This is a genomic window from Paeniglutamicibacter psychrophenolicus (genome assembly GCF_017876575.1).
Classification (GTDB): Bacteria; Actinomycetota; Actinomycetes; order Actinomycetales; family Micrococcaceae; genus Paeniglutamicibacter; species Paeniglutamicibacter psychrophenolicus.
In genome coordinates, this window is sequence record NZ_JAGIOE010000001.1 from 738,262 (window position 1) to 758,585 (window position 20,324).

Consider the following 20,324-nt stretch of genomic DNA (forward strand, 5'->3'; position numbering starts at 1 on the left):
CAGCAAAAGCTATCCATGCAGTGGACCGAGGTATTAGTGTCCGCTGCATGGATAGCTTTCTTAACGACGGCCCGGGCCTGGTTCTTGGCGCCTACTCCGCCGCGGTGAATGGCAAGAACCTCATGGACTTCACGGACCTTTATGCCCAAGATGTCCATGTCTACGATGCGTGGGGAAAATTTGAATACGTGGGTGCCGAGGCCTGGCAGGCGATGGCGGCCGACTGGTTCGGATCCCTGGGCAACGAAACGGTCCGGGTGGATTTCGCCGGTGTCCGGGTGCTTGCAGGGGAGAACGTGGCGATGCTTTCTGCAGCGGCTTCGTTTTCGGCTTTCTCTGCGGACGGCAGGAAGCTGCGCTCGTTGACCAACAGGATGACCATGGGACTGGAGCTGCGCGATTCGAAGTGGCTGATCGTCCACGAGCATTCGTCCCTGCCGGTCGACATGGAAACCGGCCGGGGGATCTTCGGGTCATAGGACCCCTGTCGCACGTGGCGACCTGTTGCCAGGGAAAAGGACTGCCTGGCCCCTCGGGGAGCCTTTTCAGGGGCCCTTGTTTTCGGGGTCTTGCGTTGTTTCCCCTGCGGCGTGGGTGCGGTGCGGCGGATGGGGCACCGGTATGGAAAGCTGGATCAATGATGCCGCAGAACCCGGACAATGCCCGACGGCGGTTTGCCACCGCAGCCATGGCCGGTGTCGCCGTCTACGTCCTGGTCGACGTGGTGCTCCAGTTCCTGCCCCCGCACTACAGCGTGGTCAGTGACGCCGAAAGCAACCTGGCGGTGGGTCCGTTCGGGTGGATCATGAACCTGAATTTCCTCGGCCGGGCCGTCACCACCCTGTGTGCCATCGTTGCCATCAATCGGATCGATCCAGCCTCCGGGCTTCGACGGACCGGGGCGCTCCTGATGGCCGCCGGGGGCCTGTGCTCGGCGGCGCTGGCCTTTTTCCCGACCGACGTTGATGCCGGGTCCGGCCTGCATGCGGTGACGACGGCGGGCACCGTGCATCTCTACGTGGCCGGCGGCGGATTCCTGGCCGCGCTGGCCGGCATTCTCGTGCTGACCCGCTGGATGCGCTCCGCCCAGGAGCTGGAAAAGGCCTACCCTGCGGCGTTGATTCTTGCGGCGGTTACTGCCGGCGGGCTCGCATCGCTGGGACTGGCCGCCGCCGTTGGGCCGGATCTGCTGGGGCTCGCCGAGCGGGTCTGTCTCGCCGGACTGCTCGGCTGGGTACTGGTGGTGTGCGGGGCCATCAGGCGGTTGCCCCTGAGGACCTGGCCGGCACCCACGGTTCTTCCCGGAGGGGATCCCCTGTCTGCGGGGACGGTCGATCCCGGCCGGGGGATCTTCGGTTCCTAGGCCCCGCGCGGGCCGTACATGATCAATCCGACCCCGGCCAGGGCGATGGCGGCCCCGGCGATATCCCAACGGTCCGGTCGGAAACCATCCAGGAGCACCGCCCAGAGCAGGGACCCGGCAATGAAGACCCCGCCGTAGGCCGCCAGGATGCGGCCGAAGTTTGCATCGGGCTGGAACGTGGCGACGATTCCATACAGCCCCAGGGCAATGGCCCCGCCGCCGATCCAGAGCCAGCCGCGGTGCTCGCGGATTCCCTGCCACACCAGCCAGGCGCCGCCGATTTCCAGCAGCGCGGCAACGCCGAAGAGCACAATTGATTTCAACACGGTCATGCCCGCAATCCTTTCATCTTCTTCCAAGGGGTGTTTGCCCCCACAGAAGGGGCCCGTTATTCGGCTCACGGCCCGAATCGAGGTAACCTCGTGCGCATGGATATGGGCGAACTGGTTATTGAACGTGAATTTTCCGCACCCCGCAGTGCGGTGTGGGCGGCATTTACCGAGCCGGAAATCCTTGCCGAATGGTTTGGCCCCGAGGGCTGGGGCGTGCATGTGGATACCGTGACCATCGAGCCGCGCGTGGGTGGCGTCCAGAGGTTCGTGATGCACCTGCTGGAGGACCCGACCAAGACCTCGCCGGTGCACGCGACGTTCACCGAGGTCCGTGAGCACGAGCTGCTGGTCGGGGAGGACGGGCCGCACGAGATGACCCTGAACCTGGTCATTGAAATGCGCGTCGAGTTCGCCGACTGCCCCACGGGGACTGCGCTGCGGATCACCCAGGGCCCGCTCCCGGCCGAAGTCCTGGAACCGGCACGTGCCGGTTGGCAATCCTCGTTCACCAAGCTTGACCGCCTGTTCGCCCTGCACCTTTAGCGGGCGCGGCTCCTAGCCGCGACCGACAAACGGCATTCCGGCCGCGGTGATCGTGACCTGGTTGACGGACACCTCGGCGGGGGCGGAGGCCATGAACTCAATGGCTGCCGAGGCCTGGTCCATGTCGAAAGTGGGCTCCACCTTGCGGCTGCCGTCGGCCTGCAGAGCGCCCGAGGTTGCGCCGACATCTCTCATCATGTCCGAGGCGGCGTTGCCGATGTCGATCTGCGAGCAGGTGATGCCGTAGGGGCGGCCATCCAACTCAATGGACTTGGTCAGACCCGTGATTGCGTGCTTGGTCACCGCATAGGCGACGGATGCCGGGCGAGGCACCTGGGCGCTGATTGAACCGTTGTTGATGACGCGTCCGCCGCCGGTCTCCTGCATGTGCCTGAACGCAGCTCCGGCGCAGTACATGGCGCCGCTGAGGTTGACGGCGCAGACCTCTTGCCACTGCTGCGCGGTGAGCTCGCCGATGGTTGCGGACGGCCCAAAGATCCCGGCATTGTTGAAAAGCACATCGATCTTGCCAAAGCGTTCGATTCCCGCGTTGAAAAGCTTCTCGACGGCGGCCGGGTCGGTGATGTCGGAGGACACCGCGAGGGCATTGGGATGCCCGGCGGCACTTTGCTCCAGCTGGAGGTTGCGGCGACCGGCCAGGACGACATTCCATCCCGCTTTGAGCATCCGCCCGGTGACGGCCTTGCCGATTCCGGAACCGGCCCCGGTGACCAAGATGGTTCGAGCGGCGGGTGTGGCAAGTTCCTTGGGTGCGGTCAACGGGATCATCCTTTGGAAATAAAGCTGTCGTTTTGGGTGGTTGCGGGCAGGGATCTGCCCGTGGGAGGACTTTGGTTCCCAGACTACCGAAGCCGCAGCCGAGGTGGCTGGATGGTGGAAACCATGCGCAACGGTGTCGGCTCTTCGGGGTATTTCGGGGACATGCCAACGGTGGGATTCCGTGGCTGTGCCTGGAATCCCACCGTGGTGTTCATGCTGCCTGGAGGTCGCGCGTCGGCGCTCGCGGGGACCGGAGCGACCGCTCGGACTGCCTCGGCCGGGGCCGGCGGCTAGCTGCGTGCGGTGCGGAAGCGCGACCAGAAACCGATGCGCGCCTTGGAGCCTCGCGGACCGCGGCTCATGTCGGGGTCGAGTCCACCGATGGGGTGGAACATTCCTGTACTTAGCGCCGTCGAGAGCTCCGGAACGACGTGCGGGATTTTCTCGCTGATTGCTTCAACGATGGGCTGGGTGATTTTCATGCGTTCCTCCTCTAAGCGGCGAGATTCCAAGATATGGAATCTTAATATTGCTTGGTGAAATTAAGTATGTAGGTGATTCGGTGGAATGGCAAGGGGTCGACGTAATTTATTTCACATCCGGATTGGCGCCGAGACCGCGGGGTGAACCGAAAGATTTTCGGCAGGCCCCCCTTGACGGAACGGCTGTGATGCGGGTTACATGGTGTGAGCACGAAGTTCCACCATCCAGAAACATCGAGTCGAATCCGGTTTCCAAAATCGGTTGTAAGGGTGTTCAGCCCTGGATGGTGCAAGCAACTCAAGCAGGATGAAAGAGCTGACCACCCCATGAACATTTCCAGTTTCAATGCACTCGACTCGAATGCCGCTGCCGCAGTCCTTCAACCATGTGCCGACATCGATCGCTGGGTTGAAGCCATTGTTGCTGCCCGCCCGTTCGCTTCGGCCAACGAACTGCTGGAAACCGCAGCAACCGCTGCATCCCCCTTCACCGAAGCGGAAATCGACGCAGCCCTGGCCCACCACCCCCGCATCGGGGAACGCGCCGCCGGCTCCTCGGCGGAAGCCACGCTCAGCCACCTCGAACAATCCGGCCTGGACATCGACGAGCGGATAGCAGCAGACCTCCTGGTTGGAAACCGCGCCTACGAAGAGCGGTTCTCCCGCGTCTTCCTCATCCGGGCAGCGGGACGAACCAGCGAAGAAATCCTTGCCGAACTGCACCGGCGCCTCGCCAACGACCCCGCCACCGAGATGGCGGAAGTCGGCGAACAGCTGCGCGCCATCGCGCTGTTGCGCCTCACCTCGGCCTTCGACGCCGTGCCCGCGCAATAGAACGCGCCCCCGGACCTTTTCACTTCCACTCATCGAACCCCAAAGGAGTCTCTTGATGAGCGCCACCCAGACTGAACGCAGTCACATCACCACCCATGTACTCGACACCGGGACCGGGAGGCCTTCCTCCGGTGTCAAGGCCACGCTGGAAGCCAAGGCGGCATCCGGCTGGCAAGAAATCGGAACCGGGGTGACCGACCGCGACGGGCGGATCGCGAACCTCGGCCCGACACAGGTAGAAGCAGGGCACTACCGCATCACCTTCGATACGGGTGCCTACTTTGGAAAGACGGGCACGGAAACCTTCTTTCCCGAGGTGGTGATCGGCTTCAGTATCACGGACACGGCCGATCACTACCACGTACCTCTTCTTCTCAGCCCGTTTGCATTTTCCACGTACCGAGGGAGCTAAGCACCATGACTACATTTGCATCCGAATCAGCGACCGGAGCCGAGACCGGCAACAAGATCGTCTTGGGCTCGAACCAATACGGCAAGGCCGAGGTCCGCCTGGTCAAGATCACCCGCGACACCAAACGCCATGAGATCGAGGACCTGAACGTCACCTCGCAGCTGCATGGAGACTTCCTTGCGGCCCACATCGACGGGGACAACGGCCACGTCGTGGCCACCGACACCCAGAAGAACACCGTCTACGCCTTCGCCCGCGACGGCGTGGGCTCGCCCGAGGAATTCCTGGCCCGCCTGGGCAAGCACTTCACCAGCGAATTCGACTGGGTCACCGGCGGCCGCTGGGCGGCCGAGCAGTACTTCTGGGACCGCATCCAGGACCACGACCACGCCTTCTCGCGCAACAAGTCCGAGATCCGCACCGCGGTGCTGGAAATCCGCGACGGCGAGACCTCGGTGCTGGCCGGCATCCGGGACCTCACGGTGCTGAAGTCCACGGCCAGCGAGTTCCGCGGCTTCCCGCGCGACAAGTACACGACGCTTCAGGAAACCGATGACCGGATCCTGGCCACCGACGTGACCGCGCGCTGGCGATACAACAGCAAGACCGCCGCCTCCGGCGGCATCGACTTCAACGCGGTCTACGCCTCGGTGCGCGAGCTGCTGCTTGCGGGGTTTGCCGCCACGCACTCCTACGCGCTGCAGCAGACGATGTTCGAGATGGGCAAGGCCGTCCTCGAGGCGCATCCGGAAATCGAGGAAATCAGGTTCTCGCTGCCCAACAAGCACCACTTCCTGGTTGACCTCTCGCCGTTCGGCCAGGACAACCCCAACGAGGTCTTCTTCGCGGCGGATCGCCCGTACGGCCTGATCGAGGCGACGATCACCCGCGAGGGCGTTCCCGCCAACCACACCATCTGGGAAAACACGCCCGGATTCTGCTAGTCGATGAGGTTTCGGGGGTCCCGGCGCTGCCACGCGGGCACCCCCGATTCATCGCAACCATCAAGGAGTTCAGAGATGAAGGCTGCGCAAGTCAAAAGTACTACACTCCGTCCCGAGGACGAGCGGTTGCCCCTGGGCAAAACCATCGCCTACGGACTCCAACACGTACTGACCATGTACGGCGGAATCATCGCCCCGCCGTTGATCATCGGAGGTGCCGCCGGGCTCACCCCCGAGCAGATCGGCGTGCTTGTCGCCAGCTGCCTCTTTGTCGGCGGGCTGGCCACGATCCTGCAAACCGTCGGCATCCCGTTCTTCGGGGCCCAGCTTCCGCTGGTCCAGGGGACCTCCTTCGCCTCGGTCTCCACCATGGTGGCCATCGTCAACGGCGACGGCGGCCTGCAATCGGTATTCGGCGCCGTGCTTGCCGCCTCCCTGATCGGTTTCCTGGTCGCGCCCTTCTTCGCCAAGATCGTGCGGTTCTTCCCGCCGGTAGTCACCGGCGTGGTGATCACCATGATCGGGCTTTCGCTGACTCCCGTGGCGGCAAACTGGGCCATGGGAGGCAACGCCAAGGCCGATGACTACGGCTCGCTGGCCAACATCGGGCTTGCCGGAATGACGATGCTCATCGTCCTGCTGCTCTCCAAGGTCGGCAAGGCCGCGATCTCGCGCCTGTCGATCCTGCTGGCCATGGTCATCGGCACCGTCATCGCCGTGTGCCTGGGCATGGCCGACTTCTCCGCGGTGCCCCACGGGTCGATCTTCGCCTTCCCGCAGCCCTTCGCCTTCGGCTGGCCGGTCTTCGAGGTCGGCGCGATCGTCTCGATGACCATCGTTGTCATCGTGATCCTCACCGAAACCACCGCCGACATCCTCGCGGTGGGCGAGATCGCCAAGACGCGCGTCGACTCCAAGCGCATCGCCGACGGGTTGCGCGCCGACATGGCCTCAAGCATCCTGGCGCCGGTCTTCAACACGTTCACCCAGAGCGCGTTCGCGCAAAACGTCGGACTGGTTGCCATCACCGGGGTCAAGTCCCGCTTCGTGGTCACCGCCGGCGGCGGCATCCTGGTGGTGCTGGGCCTGCTGCCGGTCCTCGGCCGCGTGGTCGCAGCGATCCCCACCCCGGTGCTGGGCGGGGCGGGCATCGTGCTCTTCGGCACCGTTGCAGCCTCGGGCATCCGGACCCTGGCCAGCGTGAAGTACGAGAACAACCTGAACATGATCATCGTGGCCACCTCCATCGCCTTCGGCGCGCTGCCGATCGTGAAGACCGATTTCTACGACCAGTTCCCGACCTGGTTCGCCACCATCTTCCACTCGGGCATCAGCTCGGCGGCGGTCATGGCCGTGGCGCTGAACCTGTTGTTCAACGAGCTGACGTTCGGCAACCCGAAGAAGGGCGCCTCGGCCTTTGTCGCGGCACCGCCGCGCATGCTCATTGCCGAGCAGATCCCGCGCATCGTCAAGGCCGAGGAGGTCCGCGGGCTGCTCGAGGGGGACCGCTTCAAGTCCGGGAGGCTCATTGATGCCGCCGGCGAGGAAATCCCCGTTGTGGACGACAACGAATTCAAGGGCATCGTCGAGGACTACCGCAGGAAATGCGAGGAGGCAGGGGTGCCGTGTCCGGACGAGTCCGAGTTCGTTCGGTCGGGACCGGCTTCGCCGCCGCACCACTGAGGCAAGGGAACGGCCATCGCGTTAAGCACCAAGGCGGTCCGGCCGGAAGCAGGGAACCAGGTTCCCCGCTTCCGGCCGGACCGCCTTGCGGTGCTTGTGCCGGCCTTAGCCCGTGGTGACGGCCAGGGCCGCGGACAGCTGGGCCGTGGCGGCGCGCAGGTGAGGTATCGCCCGGGAAGCGAATTCGTCGGTGACGCGGGTGACAGGCCCGGAGATGGAGATGGCCATCGGGGTGGGTGCCCCGGGCACCGACATGGCCAGGCAGCGGACGCCCAGTTCCTGCTCTTCCTCGTCGATGGCGTACCCGCGGGCACGGACCTCGTTGAGTTCGTCGAAAAGCTGGTGCATGGTGCTGATGGTCTTGGGGGTGTGGGCCGGCATCCCGGCCTGGTTGACCAGGCGCTGGACGCGGTCGTTCTCCATGACCGAGAGGATGGCCTTGCCCACGCCGGTGCCGTGCAGCGAGGATCGGCGTCCGACCTCGGTGATCATGCGCATCGCGTGCGGGGACTGGGCCTGGGAAATGTAGGTGACCATGTCGCCGTCGAGCACCGCGATGCTGGCCGATTCGCCCAGGTCGTTCACCAGGGTCTGCAGGATCGGGGTGGACAGTGCTCCGAGCTGGCGGTTGGCGACCTCGCCGAGGCGGATCAACCGCGGGCCCAGGGCGTAGCGCCGGTTGTTGAGCTGGCGCACGTAGCCTATGCCGACCAGGGTGCGCAGCAACCGGTGGATGGTGGGCAAAGGGAGCGGGGTGTCCACGGCAAGTTCGCTCAATGCGGCTTCTCCGCCGGCCCGGCCAATGAGTTCGAGCAGCTCGAAGGCGCGCTCGACGGACTGGACGCCCGGTGTCGTCTTTGGTGCGGCCATGGAGATGCTCCTGATGTTGGTGGTGCGCGGAGGGGGATTCCCGGTCCGGCGATCCCGCAAACGGGCGGGTTGCTAGATATTACGTTACCGGAGTCGGGGCCCGCTTTTCCGCAATCCGGAAATTTTCATGAAAAATCTAGTGATGCAGTCCACAAGAAGGCTTGTAATTTCACTGCGTAGATAATAGTATCCACTATACGGAAACATTTTCAGGAGGACGAACATGGCTGTACCAAGCCCAGGCTACTCAGTGACGTTGCGTGTTGAAACGCCCGTCTCCATCACGGCGACCACCGAATTGGCTGCCGCAGTCGGCCGCGCAGGCGGCTCCATCACGGCCCTGGACGTGGCCGAGTCCGGCCACGACACCATGGTCGTCGACGTCAGCTGCAACACCACCGACGCCGAGCACGGACAGATCGTCCGCGACGCGCTGAACGACCTCGAGGGTGTCACCGTCCGCAACATTTCCGACCGCACCTTCCTGATGCACCTGGGCGGAAAGCTCGAGGTCGTCCCGAAGGTCGCCCTGCGCAACCGCGACGACCTCTCCCGCGCCTACACCCCGGGTGTGGCCCGCGTGTGCTTGGCCATTGCCGAGAACCCCGAGGATGCCCGCAACCTCACCATCAAGCGCAACACCATTGCCGTGGTCACCGACGGCTCGGCCGTCCTTGGCCTGGGCAACATCGGCCCGGCCGCAGCCCTTCCGGTCATGGAAGGCAAGGCAGCACTGTTCAAGCAGTTCGCCAACGTCGACGCCTGGCCGGTCTGCCTGGACACCCAGGACACCGAAGAGATCATCATGATCGTCAAGGCCCTCGCCCCGGTCTACGGCGGCGTGAACCTCGAGGACATCGCGGCTCCGCGCTGCTTCGAGATCGAGGCCCGCCTGCGCGAGGAACTGGACATCCCGGTCTTCCACGACGACCAGCACGGCACCGCCATCGTGACCCTGGCCGCGCTGACCAACGCGCTGCGCGTGGTCGGCAAGCAGATCGAGCAGGTCCGCATCGTCGTCTCCGGCGTCGGCGCAGCAGGCAATGCCATCATCCAGCTTCTGGCCGCACGCGGCGCGAAGAACATCATCGCCTGCGGCCGCAACGGCGCCATCAGCGCGGCCGATGTCTCCGCGGACCCGCACCGCCAGTGGCTCGCCGAGAACACCAACCCGGAGCAGTTCACCGGCACCCTGAAGGAAGCCGTTGTCGGCGCAGACATCTTCATCGGCGTCTCGGCCCCGAACGTGCTGGACGAAGCCGACATCGCCGCCATGAACAAGGACGCGATCGTCTTTGCCATGGCCAACCCCGACCCGGAGGTCGATCCGATCGCCGCCGGCCGCCACGCTGCAGTGGTTGCCACGGGCCGTTCAGACTTCCCGAACCAGATCAACAACGTGCTGGCATTCCCGGGCTTCTTCCGCGGCCTGCTCGATGCACGCGTTGCAGACATCACCGACGAAATGTTGTTGGCCGCAGCCGATGCCATTTCCGCCCGCGTCAGCCAAGATGAACTTAACCCCGGCTTCATCATCCCGTCCGTCTTCGACCCGCACGTGGCCGCAGACGTTGCCGAGGCCGTCACCACCGCGGCCGCGAAAAACAAGTAGCAAGAAAGTCTGGTCCACCACCATGAGCATCACCCTGACCCACACCCCGGCCGTTGCAAAGGCCGATGAGATCCTCTCCACCGAGGCGCTAGCGTTCGTGGAGAAGCTGCACGAAAAGTTCGCATCCACCCGCGAGACGCTCCTCGAAGCGCGCGTTGCCGCGCGCGCCGAGGTAGCCAAGACCGGCACCCTTGACTTCGATCCGGCCACCGCCGAAATCCGCAACGGCGACTGGAAGGTCGCGCCGGTTCCTGCAGCGCTGGCCGACCGCCGCGTGGAAATCACCGGCCCGGCCACCCCGGCCAAGATGGCCATCAACGCGCTGAACTCCGGCGCCAAGGTCTGGCTCGCGGACCTCGAGGATGCCTCGACCCCGACCTGGCACAACGTCATCGACGCGCTGGTGAACCTCACCGACGCGGCCGCCGGCACCCTGTCCTTCGAGGACGCGGGCAACGGCAAGTCCTACGCGCTGCGCACCGACGCACCGCTGGCCACCGTCGTGGTCCGCCCGCGCGGCTGGCACCTGCCCGAGGCCAACGTGCTCATCAACGGCGCACCGGCCGTGGGCGCACTGGTCGACTTCGGCCTGCACTTCTTCCACAACGCCAAGGTGCTTTCGGAAAACGGCCAGGGCCCGTTCTACTACCTGCCGAAGATGGAATCCCACCTCGAGTCCCGCCTGTGGAACGACGTGTTCTCCTTCGCCGAGGCCGAGCTGGGCATCGAACACGGCACCGTGCGTGCCACGATGCTCATCGAGACCATCACCGCAGCCTTCCAGATGGACGAGATGCTCTACGAGCTGCGCGACTACGCCTCGGGCCTGAACGCCGGCCGCTGGGACTACCTCTTCTCCATCATCAAGTACTTCCGCGAGGCCGGCGACGCCTTCATCATGCCGGACCGCGCCGACGTGGCGATGACCGCCCCGATGATGCGCGCCTACACCGAACTGCTGGTGCAGACCTGCCACAAGCGCGGAGCCTTCGCGATGGGCGGCATGGCCGCGGTCATCCCGAACCGCCGCGAACCCGAGGTCACCGCGGCCGCCTTCGAGAAGGTCCGCGCGGACAAGACCCGCGAGGCCAACGACGGCTTCGACGGCTCCTGGGTGGCACACCCGGACCTGGTCCCGGTCTGCGTCGAGGTCTTCGACTCGGTGCTGGGCGACAAGCCGAACCAGCTCGACCGCCAGCGCCCGGAGGTCAACGTGACCGCCGCACAGCTGCTCGACGTCGCCTCCGCACCGGGCTCGGTCACCGAGGCCGGGGTCAACACCAACCTCTACGTGGCAGTGGCCTACACCGCCGTGTGGCTCTCGGGCACCGGCGCGGTGGCCATCCACAACCTCATGGAGGATGCGGCAACCGCCGAGATCTCGCGTTCGCAGATCTGGCAGCAGATCCACAACAAGGTCGTCGCCGCGGACACCGGCAACACCATCACCGCCGAGCTGGTCGCCAAGGCCCTCGAGGTGCAGGTTGCCAAGCTGCGTGACGAGGTCAACGACGAGAAGACCTTCAACGCCTACTACGCACCTGCAGCCGACTTGATCGGCCGCCTGGTCTCCGGGCGCGACGAGGACTTCGAAGACTTCCTCACCCTGCCGGCCTACCGCCTGTTGAGCACCGAACTGGTTTCCAAGTGAGTGGCGCGGGCGTGCTGAACGCCGCGGCACTGGCAAGCATCGAGGCCGACCTGGCCGCCACCGACGAACTGCTGGAAAAGGGCTACCCGGGCGACGACGGACGGCGCCAGCCGATCCACACCGCCTACGTCCCGGCCGACCGCTTCACCCCCGAGCTGCCCGCAGCCTGGGGCGCGGCGGCGCTGGCCAAGGCCGGCGGCGTGTCCGGACTGGCAACCCTGGCCGAGAAGCTGGGGCTGTCGCAGCCCGGCGAGCTGGCGGAGCTGGTCGCCGCGAAGCTGGAGCGCGAACCCATCGAGGACCTGCGCCTTGACTTCGAGGACGGGTACGGGGATCCCGGGGACGACATCGAGGACGCCGCCGTCATCAAGGCCGCGCAGCTGGTCACCCAGGCCGTTGCCGACGGAACGGCCCCGCCGTTCATCGGCATCCGCTTCAAGTGCTTCGAGGCGCCCACCCGGGCCCGCGGACTGCGCACCCTGGACCTGTTCGTTTCCACGCTGGCCCGCGCCGGCGAACTGCCGGCGGGCCTGGTGCTGACCCTTCCGAAGGTCACCACCATCGCCCAGGTGAAGGCCATGGTCTTCGTCTGCGAGCAGCTGGAGGCCGCCCACGGGCTGCCCGCCGGCCGCCTGCGCTTCGAGGTCCAGATGGAAACCCCGCAGCTGATCCTCGCCGCAGACGGCACCGTGCCCTCGGCCGCGTTGATCCACGCCGGCAAGGGACGCGTTTCATCGCTGCACTACGGCACCTACGACTACTCGGCCTCCCTCGGCATCGCCGCGGCCTACCAGTCAATGGAGCACCCGGCAGCGGACTACGCCAAGAACGTCATGCAGGTGGCCATCGCCGGCACCGGCGTGCACATGTCCGACGGCTCGACCAACATCCTGCCCCTCGGCGATGCCGAACAGGTCGAGGCCGCCTGGGCGCTGCATGCCCGACTGGTGCGCCGCCACCTGGAACGCGGGATCTACCAGGGCTGGGACCTGCACGAAAACCAGCTGGCCACCCGCTACCTGGCGACCTACGCGTTCTACCGCGAGGGCTTCGCCGCCGCGGCGCTCCGCCTGCGCAACTATGTGCACCGGATCGAATCGGCCATCATGGATGAACCGGCAACCGCCAAGGCGCTGGCCAACTTCATCCGCCGCGGGCTGATCTGTGGCGCACTCACTGCCGAGGAAATCACCTCGCAGGCCGAAATTTCATTGACCACCCTTGAAGCCATCGCGCTCGCGCGAGCAACACAGACGGAGGACTCGAATGCCTAAGACCCAGACTCGTGCCGAGGCCAGCTATTACACGAACTACGGTGGACACCCGCCGCAGACCGACCTGCTGACCGACCGCGCCATCGTCACCGAGGCCTACACTGTCATTCCTCGCGGCGTGCTGCGCGACATCGTCACCTCGGTCTTCCCGGAGTGGACCGGAACCCGCGCCTGGGTCCTGAACCGCCCGGTCGCCGGCGGCGCCACGACCTTCGCCCAGTCCATCGTCGAGGTCAACCCCGGCGGAGGCTCGGAGAACCCGGAGCCGCAGGCCGAGGTCCAGTCCTTCATCTTCGTGGTCTCCGGTTCGCTGACCGTGACCATCAACGGGCAGACCCAGACCCTGGAAGAGGGGGGCTTCGCCTTCGCCCCGGCAGGTGCCACCTGGTCCGCGCACAACAACGGCGTCGAGATTGCCACCTTCCACTGGATCCGCAAGCGCTACGAGCCGCTGGCCGGCGTCGCCGCCCCGGGCCCGGTCTTCGGCAACGAGCGGGACATGGCACAGAACGCGATGCCCGACACCGATGGCAAGTGGCGCACCACGCGCATGCTTGACCCGGAGGATGTCGCCTTCGACTTCGGCGTGAACATCGTGACCTTCGAGCCCGGTGCCTCGATCCCGTTCGCCGAGACCCACGTCATGGAGCACGGCCTGTACGTGCTCGAGGGCAAGGCCGTCTACCGCCTGAACGCCGACTGGGTCGAGGTGGAGGCGGGCGACTACATGTCGCTGCGCGCCTTCTGCCCACAGGCTTGCTACGCCGGCGGACCGTCGAACTTCCGCTACCTGCTGTACAAGGACCAGAACCGCCAGATCGCGCTGTAGTCCCGCAAAGGCCAAAGCCGGGTGCGGCGAATCCAATCTTCGGAGGATTCGCGCGCCCGGCTTTTTGCTCTCCGGATTCGGGCGGTGCCTACCAGGCTGGCAGCACCGGCAGTTCCCCGTCGGCTTCGACGTGCCGCCCCTGACCGCGGGAAAGCCACTCGATCATGCCCTCGCGGTCGGATTCCACGCGCAGGGCACCGTCGCCGATGACCCACGTGTCGCCTTCCTCGGTCACCAGGGTCATGCCCGGGGCGTTCTTGGCCCGCATGGTGCGCACCGCGGCCTCGACGGCGTCCAGCTGGGAGTCCGGGTCGGCCTCCGCAATGGTCCAGGCGGTGTCCAGGTCCTGGTGGTGGACAACGATTTCGGCGATGCGCAGCGCCACGATCGAGGTGGCGGGGATGACCTTGCCGTGCAGGTCCACCTCGTCGAGGGCGAGCCGGCCGGTCAGCCGCTCGGATTGCTCGGCGAAGAATTCGGCGGAGGCACGGAATTTCTCGACCAGCTCCTGGCGGGGGAGCGCCGCGAGGGCCGCGATCTCCTGGGCGCGGGCCTCGGGCGATGCATAGAGCTGCTGCTCGTCCCCGGTGGTGGCCCAGTCGATGAGCTTGACGATTGCGCGGCCGTTGGAGGCGAGGTGGGCGATGACATCGGCCCTGCTCCAGCCCCCGCACAGCGAGGGGGCGGTCATTTCATCGGCGGACAGGGTCTCAATCGTGGCCAGCATCATGGAAGTTTCGCGGCCGAGGCGGGAGAGGTCCGAGTGCAAGCGGGCGGAGTTGATCATGTGCACACCCTACCAACGGGCAGGCCTCTTTTCGCGCCGGAAATCGATCCATATGCAACCGGTATCGACTCATACTTTTGTGCCTGTCGGGCTGCCGCGAAGGGGGTCCCAACGGGCCCGCATTGACGCGTGGCGGGTGCACTGCCCGGCGTGATGAAGGATCCGGGGCGGCACCCGGACGACGAAATCCCGGGACCCGGGCCGCGCCCAAATGCAGGCCTAGGGATGTGGCCTGTGCCAAAGCCCGGCGTCCAACAGCCCGCTGCGTTCGATCGGGACCAGGCCGTCATCGAGGCACCTGAGCCGGGCGTAGATCTCCCGCATTTCCCCCTTGCCGGCAACCTGTCCGTGTTGCGCTGCCAGCTTCAGGACCGTGACGGTGCCGATCAGCGCGATCCTGCCCACGCGCGGGTTCCCCGCCTCGCGCAAGCGCTTCAATCGGCTGCGCTGGGCGCTGGCCAGCTGCCGACCGGCACCGTCATCAATCAGGACCGTGACCTCTGCGCCCGCCTTGGCCGCGATCAGTGCGTGGGCGATGACCATGATCTCCCCGAGGTCCCTGGACGTCTTCATCCGGTCGGCCATGGGCATCCCGGCGACGTCGCTGACCGCCCGTGCCAGGTCATCGGTCCACTCGTCGGACAGGATCTGCATGTAGTGGCCCAGCTTCGACCAGGCAACCGCGGCATGCCCAAAACGGCCCTCTTCGCGCTGGGCCTTGCGAAGGACCTCGTCCCGCACCGTCTCGGGCGCACAGAGCGGCCCCAGCACACCGATGAGCAGGCGCTGCTTGTTGATGGAGAAGAAGTTGAGCGCGGGCCCTGCATCGATTACCGGTCGCTGTGCCGTCAAGTCTTGTCCTATCCGGCTCCCGGCCCCGGGCCCCCGAAATCGTCGAGTTCGGTCAGGTCCAGGGGCTCCGATGGCACGTGGATGTCGTCGTCCAGGCTCTCATCGTGGGATACGGGGACGATGCCTGCCTCGCGAAGCCCACGCTCGGCGTCAGCGGCCTCGATCCCGCGCAGCGTTGCGATTGCTTGCGCCGAGACCACCGAATCCCGGTAGCCGGCGATGGCCCGCCGCAGGAGCTTTTGCGGTGCCCTGCTCTTTTGCGACTGCATTTGCAGCGCCTGGTACTGGTCGGCCCAGCCAAATTGGGCGGCAAGCCGCGGTGTCGAGTACTGCCACCAGGCATCCTTGACCGCGGCATCGATGAGATTCATCTCGGCCAAGGCGACGAGTGCCATCTGGGGAGAAACCAGGAACCATTGCACCACGTCCGAGAGCACTGCCGGATCATCCACGAGGCGGCCATCGAGGTACTCGCGCAGGCCCTGGCGCGGAATGAGCAGGTGCCCGGCAAAAGCGTCGGCACGTATTTCCCCGTGGCTTCGGCGATCCCAGTTGCCCCCGCCGTAGTCGGCCCAGTCGTTGAAAACGATGTGGGCCAGCTCGTGGGCCAGCGTGCTGCGCTGGCGCATGGGGTGGGAGGTCCTTGCGACCCCCAGGAACATGACGTCGCGTTCGGGATCCCGCACGGTCAACCCATGCTCGTGCGTGTCATCGACATCCAGCACGGCCACATCGATTCCGGTGGCCTGTTCGATCAACGCAACCAGGTCTCCGAGGGGCTGCACGCCCAGGCGGTGGTGTTCACGGAATTGTGCCGCCGCCGTGAATGCTTCTTCCGTGGGTCTCATGGGTGAAAGGTCCTCAGGAGGCCCGGATGCCTTGGCGGTCCAGGTACTCGTCCAGTTCCAGGAAGTTGAGCAGGGCCCCGCGCATGCGGTTCATGTCCGATCCGTCGGTTGCCCGGGCGGCGCACTGGACCCGGTCCGAGAGCGTGCGCATGCCGCTGAGTTGGGCAACGGTGCGCCCCGTCGCCCAGGCGATCTGGATGATCTCCGGCATTTTTGCCAAGCGTTCCCCGGACAGGATCCGGCAAATCGTCGATTGTGAGATATCCGTTTGGTCGGCAAGGGCGCGCTGGCTCAGGTTCGCGCCGCGCATGGCTTCGGCGATGAGCGCTCCGATGTCTTTTGCTTTCGTCATGGCCGTGCACCTCGCCTCCCGTTTTCACCGGTGTCAAGAACGTCTTGAATCATTGATGTCCGTACTGATTCAGTATAGTCGCTTCCCTGATTTACGCACCAGGGGGCCTCCCACCCGGCGATTGCTGTCTGCCATGCCAGACCCAACCCTGCCGCTGGGAACCCGGGCGGCAACGGCGGCCGGCGGGAGGGCAATGTACCCCACGAAGGACGGCCTCGCAGGCCCCATGCCGACCATGATGGCGCATTTCCCTGCTGGGTGCCGCGACGGTATGCCTGCCGGGAAACTGTTCCCGGGGGTTTCCTTCGACACTGGGTTTTGGGCGGCGTAGTCTGAACTCAGGATTCAATATGGCATGGTCAAGAGGCGATGGGCTCATGGTCGACTTCGGGAAGTTGCGCACACGCGTGGACGGGACGATTGCGGTGCCAGGTGACGCGTCCTATGCAGACGCGCGCAGGGTGTGGAATGGGATGATCGACCGCCATCCTGCGGCTGTGCTGTGCGCGGCATCGCCAGCCGACGTCGCCGAGGGCCTGCGGTTCGCCCAAGAACACAGCCTGCCGCTCGCCGTTCGTGGAGGCGGCCACGGGGTGTCCGGGAACGGGACCGTCGAATCAGGTCTGGTCATCGACCTTGGATCCCTTAACGAGGTCAGTGTCGACCGGAGGAGCGCGGTCGTCCGAGTGGCAGGTGGCGCGAAGCTTGGGGACGTTGACCGGGCAACGGCACCGTACCGGCTCGCCGTACCATTGGGCGTGATTTCGGGCACGGGGTGGCGGGACTGACGCTGGGCGGGGGCGTGGGATGGCTGACCCGCGCTCACGGCCTCAGCGTTGACAGCCTCTTGTCTGCGGAGGTCATTACGGCCGCGGGAGACCTCGTTACGGCCAGCAGTACGGAGAATAGCGAACTGTTTTGGGGCCTGCGAGGTGGCGGAGGAAATTTCGGCATCGTGTCAACTTTTACATTTCAAGCACACCCCCTGCCCCAAATGGTCTACTCCGGCACGCTGGTCTATGGGCGGTCGCGGTGGGCCTCCGCGCTGCGTGGGTTCGAGGCCTGGTCCCGTGACGCCGCAGACGAGGTGACGGTAGTGATTACCTTCATCACACCGCCGGCTTGGATGGAGATGGGCGAGGAACCGCTCATGCTACTCGGATTCGCCTGGTCGGACCAGGATTTCGACCGCGCCGCGCAAGTCGTTGGAGAACTGCGCGCGGCGGCCCCGCCCGACGCCGAGTCCACCGAACTTACAGGCTGGACCGCGTGGCAATCCGCGGTCGACGGGCTCTTCCCCAAGGGGGTGCGCGCCTACTGGAAAAACACGTCCTTCGACCGCCTCGATGACGACGTCATCAGCACCATCATCCGTCACGGCGCCGAACAAACATGGCAGGGGACCGCCTTTGACATCCATTTAATGGGCGGTGCCTATGGGCGGATTGCTGAGGATGAAACAGCGTTTCCGGGCCGGTCCTCGCGGTTTTGGCTGAACATCTATGGCTTCTGGGATGCCGCAGGCGACGACGCCGCACGGACCGCCTTTGTGCGCGGGTTTGCCAAGGACATGGCCCCATTCTCAACGGGCAGGGAATACGTCAACTTCATGGGTTTGGAGGACGCCGGGCGACGGACATCCGCCCTCGATGTGTACGGGACGGCGAAGCTTGCACGCCTCGTTGCACTCAAACAACGTTTTGACCCGGAGGATCTCTTCCGGTTGAACCACAACGTTGAACCTTGAGCCCGGCAGGCCGGTGCCTCGGGCACTCACCGCGTTGCAATGCCCCATGCAGCCGTGTTGACGGGCCAGAACGGTGAACGTCGGAACTTGCGGCGTTCGGCGACCACGGAGGTGAAGCCGGCCGCTTCGATGCGCGCCAAGGTGTCGCGATGCGGGTCGCAGCCTTCGAAAATCCAGCCCCACGGACGCCTGATTTTGAGTTGCACCCAGCCGCGCATTCCACCCTGCGGGGCTGCAATGTGCTCGACGAAGCGAAAATGGCCTCCCGGACGAAGCACCCTGCCCACCTCGGCAAGAACCGCATCGGCGTCCCCGACGGTGCACAGCACGAGTGAGCACACCACCTCATCAACACTCGCATCCTCAAACGGCATCCGTTCGGCACCCGTGGGCAGCAGCACTAGTTCGACGCCAGCCCGGGAGCATGTCTTGCGCAGCGCGTCGTGCATGCGCCGGTTCGGTTCAAGGGCGTAGAGCCGGACACCGGCGGGCATCCAGCCCACATTTGCGCCGCATCCGGCACCAAGCTCGACAACGTTCGCCGGCGGGATGCCATCGAATGCAAGTTCCTTGTGGAGCCGTGCATAGCGATTGATCTGGCCCGCAAGAACCGTGAAAAACCATGCATTGAACCGGCTGATGGCACCGTGGTCGAACGAAGTGTCCTGATACGGCGAGAGGCGTAGTGGTGCCGAGTCCATCCTTAAAGTATGTACTTCCGTTCGTGAGTGCACAAGAAGCCGTGTTGACCCATTAGAGAAAAGTGCTCGCGAAGCGGGGCCTCCCGTGGCGTCGACGATCTCACGCCATATGTGCCACAACCTGTGGCACCTTTGGTCCGATGGCCGTTGGGGCTCCCGCCCACAAGAAATTCCGGTCGAAAGGACCCGGCATGAACATGTGTGGGGGTGTTCTCCGCCGGTATGTTGGGGGAGTGACGCAAATGATGGAGATGACGCGACGGCTGATACTCGACAAGCCCGTGCCCGGTGACGTCGACGCGGTGTTTGCCATCGCCAACGACCCTCGAACCTGGTCGCACCTTCCCGAAGCGCGGGTCACGGACCCGGGACAGACCGCCGCCTTGCTGGCGATGTTCCACGCGGGGTGGGAGGCCAACGGGCTTGCCGCCTGGGTGCTTCGGCTGGGAAGCGATGAAGGCCTTCCTGGTCTGGCGCCCGGCCGGTTGCTCGGGACCGGGGGAGTGAACCTGATCCAGACGGGCGCCGAGACCGAGGTCTGGAACCTGGGCTACAGGTTGGAACCGGCCTGCTGGGGCCACGGATTCGCCACCGAGCTGGCCACTTACGCGGTCGAACGTGCCCGAGCCACCAGGAAAGACGTTCCGGTCATAGCCCGGGTGCTTTCCACCAATCCCTCCTCGGCCAAGGTCGCGCAGAAGGCAGGGCTCCAGTTGCGGTGGGAAGGTCCGGCCGCCGTGCAGACAGCGGCAGCAGCGGGGGAAGCCGCGCTCACGCGGCTCATCCTGGCCGACCGGGAGCTGGAACCCGGGGTTCTTGAATGGCTGGTCTCCCGCGGTTGATTGCGTCGTTCCGCAGGAGACCGGCCGGGGGAGTTATTCGCCGTCGCGCACGCGCTTGGCGAAGTTCAACACGTGCTCCTGCAGCACGGTGATGCGGCGGTGCATCTCGGCCTCGCGGTCAAAGCCGATGTACGGCAACGACTTCATCATGCGGACATTGGCGGAGCATTCGAAGTTGGCACATACCAGCATGCCGATGGTGTCGCCGTCGCGACCCGCCTGGCCACCCGCTTTGGCGTTGAAGAACACCACGTCGTTGGGCAGGTCAACGTCCTCGCACCACGAGCACTGGGCCCGGTTGCGGATCTTGCCCTCGGCCTTGCGGAACATGATGCCCACGTGAGCATCGCCCAGCGAGGTGACGACGTAGCCGACCAGCGGCAGCTTTGGATCCCGCCAACCCAGGAATTCACGGTTGTCCCAATCCAGGGAGCCGAAGTTTTCCGGGAGGGTGATGGCCTTGCGCTCGCGCAGCGAGGCGTTGATGAAGGAGGCGCGGATCTGTTGTTCGTTGAGGGGAAGCATGGAGAAAGGATCCTGACTGTCTTGCCACCGCTTCGCCGCAGCGCGGGCGAAGGAGGCACGT

General features: G+C 65.3%; 24 protein-coding genes. 14 read left to right on the plus strand and 10 right to left on the minus strand.

Going from position 1 to position 20,324, the window contains the following annotated elements; all coding sequences use genetic code 11:
• The first annotated feature begins 47 nt into the window (after window positions 1-47).
• Both JOF46_RS03215 and JOF46_RS03220 read left to right on the plus strand, forming a co-directional pair.
• Window positions 48-479, plus strand: coding sequence for a YybH family protein (locus tag JOF46_RS03215; protein ID WP_209905995.1), 432 nt, complete (start codon window positions 48-50; stop codon window positions 477-479).
• Window positions 480-637: 158 nt separating this feature from the next.
• The gene (locus tag JOF46_RS03220; RefSeq protein ID WP_209905996.1) at window positions 638-1,363 is read left to right on the plus strand and encodes a DUF998 domain-containing protein; all 726 of its coding nucleotides are present in this window, start codon (window positions 638-640) and stop codon (window positions 1,361-1,363) included.
• On the opposite strand, the gene JOF46_RS03225 is transcribed toward JOF46_RS03220, so the two are convergent.
• A complete protein-coding gene (locus JOF46_RS03225) occupies window positions 1,360-1,695 on the minus strand; it encodes a YnfA family protein (RefSeq protein WP_209905997.1) in 336 nt (111 codons plus the stop codon). The two genes, JOF46_RS03220 and JOF46_RS03225, sit on opposite strands and share 4 nt — an antisense overlap.
• A 96-nt stretch (window positions 1,696-1,791) precedes the next feature.
• On the opposite strand from JOF46_RS03225, the gene JOF46_RS03230 reads away from it, so the two are divergent.
• A complete protein-coding gene (locus tag JOF46_RS03230; protein ID WP_209905998.1) occupies window positions 1,792-2,238 on the plus strand; it encodes an SRPBCC family protein in 447 nt (148 codons plus the stop codon).
• Between the two features lie 12 nt (window positions 2,239-2,250).
• Here the strand turns inward: JOF46_RS03230 and JOF46_RS03235 are convergent, their stop codons facing one another.
• Window positions 2,251-3,018: an SDR family oxidoreductase gene (locus JOF46_RS03235; RefSeq protein WP_245347981.1), complete on the minus strand. Its 768-nt coding sequence runs from the start codon at window positions 3,016-3,018 to the stop codon at window positions 2,251-2,253.
• A gap of 290 nt (window positions 3,019-3,308) precedes the next feature.
• Window positions 3,309-3,500 carry a hypothetical protein gene (locus tag JOF46_RS03240; protein WP_209906000.1) on the minus strand — a complete coding sequence of 64 codons (192 nt, stop codon included), beginning with the start codon at window positions 3,498-3,500 and terminating at the stop codon, window positions 3,309-3,311.
• Window positions 3,501-3,827: 327 nt separating this feature from the next.
• Between JOF46_RS03240 and uraD the strand changes: the two genes are divergently transcribed.
• From uraD to JOF46_RS03260, 4 genes are all read left to right on the plus strand, one after another.
• The gene (gene uraD, locus JOF46_RS03245; RefSeq protein WP_209906001.1) at window positions 3,828-4,334 is read left to right on the plus strand and encodes a 2-oxo-4-hydroxy-4-carboxy-5-ureidoimidazoline decarboxylase; all 507 of its coding nucleotides are present in this window, start codon (window positions 3,828-3,830) and stop codon (window positions 4,332-4,334) included.
• Between the two features lie 55 nt (window positions 4,335-4,389).
• On the plus strand, window positions 4,390-4,746 hold the full coding sequence (gene uraH, locus JOF46_RS03250; RefSeq protein WP_209906002.1) for a hydroxyisourate hydrolase: 357 nt from the start codon (window positions 4,390-4,392) through the stop codon (window positions 4,744-4,746).
• 5 nt (window positions 4,747-4,751) lie between these two features.
• Window positions 4,752-5,690 carry a factor-independent urate hydroxylase gene (gene pucL / locus JOF46_RS03255; RefSeq protein ID WP_209906003.1) on the plus strand — a complete coding sequence of 313 codons (939 nt, stop codon included), beginning with the start codon at window positions 4,752-4,754 and terminating at the stop codon, window positions 5,688-5,690.
• A 75-nt stretch (window positions 5,691-5,765) separates the two neighbouring features.
• Entirely contained in the window at window positions 5,766-7,373 is a 1,608-nt protein-coding gene (locus JOF46_RS03260; RefSeq protein WP_209906004.1) for a nucleobase:cation symporter-2 family protein, read from the plus strand.
• 105 nt (window positions 7,374-7,478) lie between these two features.
• Here the strand turns inward: JOF46_RS03260 and JOF46_RS03265 are convergent, their stop codons facing one another.
• Window positions 7,479-8,243, minus strand: a complete 765-nt coding sequence (locus tag JOF46_RS03265; RefSeq protein WP_209906005.1) for an IclR family transcriptional regulator — start codon at window positions 8,241-8,243, stop codon at window positions 7,479-7,481.
• 223 nt (window positions 8,244-8,466) lie between these two features.
• On the opposite strand from JOF46_RS03265, the gene JOF46_RS03270 reads away from it, so the two are divergent.
• The 4 genes from JOF46_RS03270 to JOF46_RS03285 are packed head-to-tail and all read left to right on the plus strand — an operon-like array spanning window position 8,467 to window position 13,609.
• Window positions 8,467-9,855 (plus strand): NAD-dependent malic enzyme, encoded by a 1,389-nt coding sequence (locus JOF46_RS03270; protein WP_209906006.1) that lies wholly within the window; start codon window positions 8,467-8,469, stop codon window positions 9,853-9,855.
• Between the two features lie 22 nt (window positions 9,856-9,877).
• Entirely contained in the window at window positions 9,878-11,506 is a 1,629-nt protein-coding gene (aceB, locus tag JOF46_RS03275) for a malate synthase A (RefSeq protein WP_209906007.1), read from the plus strand.
• Window positions 11,503-12,780 (plus strand): DUF6986 family protein, encoded by a 1,278-nt coding sequence (locus JOF46_RS03280; RefSeq protein WP_209906008.1) that lies wholly within the window; start codon window positions 11,503-11,505, stop codon window positions 12,778-12,780. The genes aceB and JOF46_RS03280 overlap by 4 nt, the downstream gene beginning before the upstream one ends.
• Window positions 12,773-13,609, plus strand: a complete 837-nt coding sequence (locus tag JOF46_RS03285; protein ID WP_209906009.1) for a bifunctional allantoicase/(S)-ureidoglycine aminohydrolase — start codon at window positions 12,773-12,775, stop codon at window positions 13,607-13,609. Before JOF46_RS03280 ends, JOF46_RS03285 begins: the two co-directional genes overlap by 8 nt.
• Window positions 13,610-13,697: 88 nt before the next feature.
• On the opposite strand, the gene JOF46_RS03290 is transcribed toward JOF46_RS03285, so the two are convergent.
• The 4 genes from JOF46_RS03290 to JOF46_RS03305 all read right to left on the minus strand — a co-directional run bounded on the left by JOF46_RS03290 (window position 13,698) and on the right by JOF46_RS03305 (window position 16,448).
• The gene (locus tag JOF46_RS03290; protein WP_209906010.1) at window positions 13,698-14,396 is read right to left on the minus strand and encodes a maleylpyruvate isomerase family mycothiol-dependent enzyme; all 699 of its coding nucleotides are present in this window, start codon (window positions 14,394-14,396) and stop codon (window positions 13,698-13,700) included.
• 219 nt (window positions 14,397-14,615) lie between these two features.
• A complete protein-coding gene (locus JOF46_RS03295; protein WP_245347982.1) occupies window positions 14,616-15,248 on the minus strand; it encodes a PIN domain-containing protein in 633 nt (210 codons plus the stop codon).
• 8 nt (window positions 15,249-15,256) lie between these two features.
• Window positions 15,257-16,096, minus strand: coding sequence for an ImmA/IrrE family metallo-endopeptidase (locus JOF46_RS03300; protein WP_209906011.1), 840 nt, complete (start codon window positions 16,094-16,096; stop codon window positions 15,257-15,259).
• 13 nt (window positions 16,097-16,109) lie between these two features.
• Window positions 16,110-16,448: a helix-turn-helix domain-containing protein gene (locus tag JOF46_RS03305; RefSeq protein ID WP_209906012.1), complete on the minus strand. Its 339-nt coding sequence runs from the start codon at window positions 16,446-16,448 to the stop codon at window positions 16,110-16,112.
• A gap of 473 nt (window positions 16,449-16,921) precedes the next feature.
• On the opposite strand from JOF46_RS03305, the gene JOF46_RS22650 reads away from it, so the two are divergent.
• Together JOF46_RS22650 and JOF46_RS22655 are read left to right on the plus strand one after the other, a co-directional pair.
• Window positions 16,922-17,236, plus strand: a complete 315-nt coding sequence (locus JOF46_RS22650) for an FAD-binding protein (RefSeq protein WP_342592535.1) — start codon at window positions 16,922-16,924, stop codon at window positions 17,234-17,236.
• Window positions 17,237-17,442: 206 nt separating this feature from the next.
• The gene (locus tag JOF46_RS22655; protein ID WP_342592345.1) at window positions 17,443-18,195 is read left to right on the plus strand and encodes a BBE domain-containing protein; all 753 of its coding nucleotides are present in this window, start codon (window positions 17,443-17,445) and stop codon (window positions 18,193-18,195) included.
• Window positions 18,196-18,221: 26 nt separating this feature from the next.
• Here the strand turns inward: JOF46_RS22655 and JOF46_RS03315 are convergent, their stop codons facing one another.
• Window positions 18,222-18,896 (minus strand): class I SAM-dependent methyltransferase, encoded by a 675-nt coding sequence (locus tag JOF46_RS03315; protein ID WP_209906013.1) that lies wholly within the window; start codon window positions 18,894-18,896, stop codon window positions 18,222-18,224.
• Between the two features lie 251 nt (window positions 18,897-19,147).
• On the opposite strand from JOF46_RS03315, the gene JOF46_RS03320 reads away from it, so the two are divergent.
• Window positions 19,148-19,738: a GNAT family N-acetyltransferase gene (locus JOF46_RS03320; protein ID WP_209906014.1), complete on the plus strand. Its 591-nt coding sequence runs from the start codon at window positions 19,148-19,150 to the stop codon at window positions 19,736-19,738.
• 33 nt (window positions 19,739-19,771) lie between these two features.
• On the opposite strand, the gene JOF46_RS03325 is transcribed toward JOF46_RS03320, so the two are convergent.
• The gene (locus JOF46_RS03325; protein WP_209906015.1) at window positions 19,772-20,263 is read right to left on the minus strand and encodes an FBP domain-containing protein; all 492 of its coding nucleotides are present in this window, start codon (window positions 20,261-20,263) and stop codon (window positions 19,772-19,774) included.
• Between the last annotated feature and the right edge of the window lie 61 nt (window positions 20,264-20,324).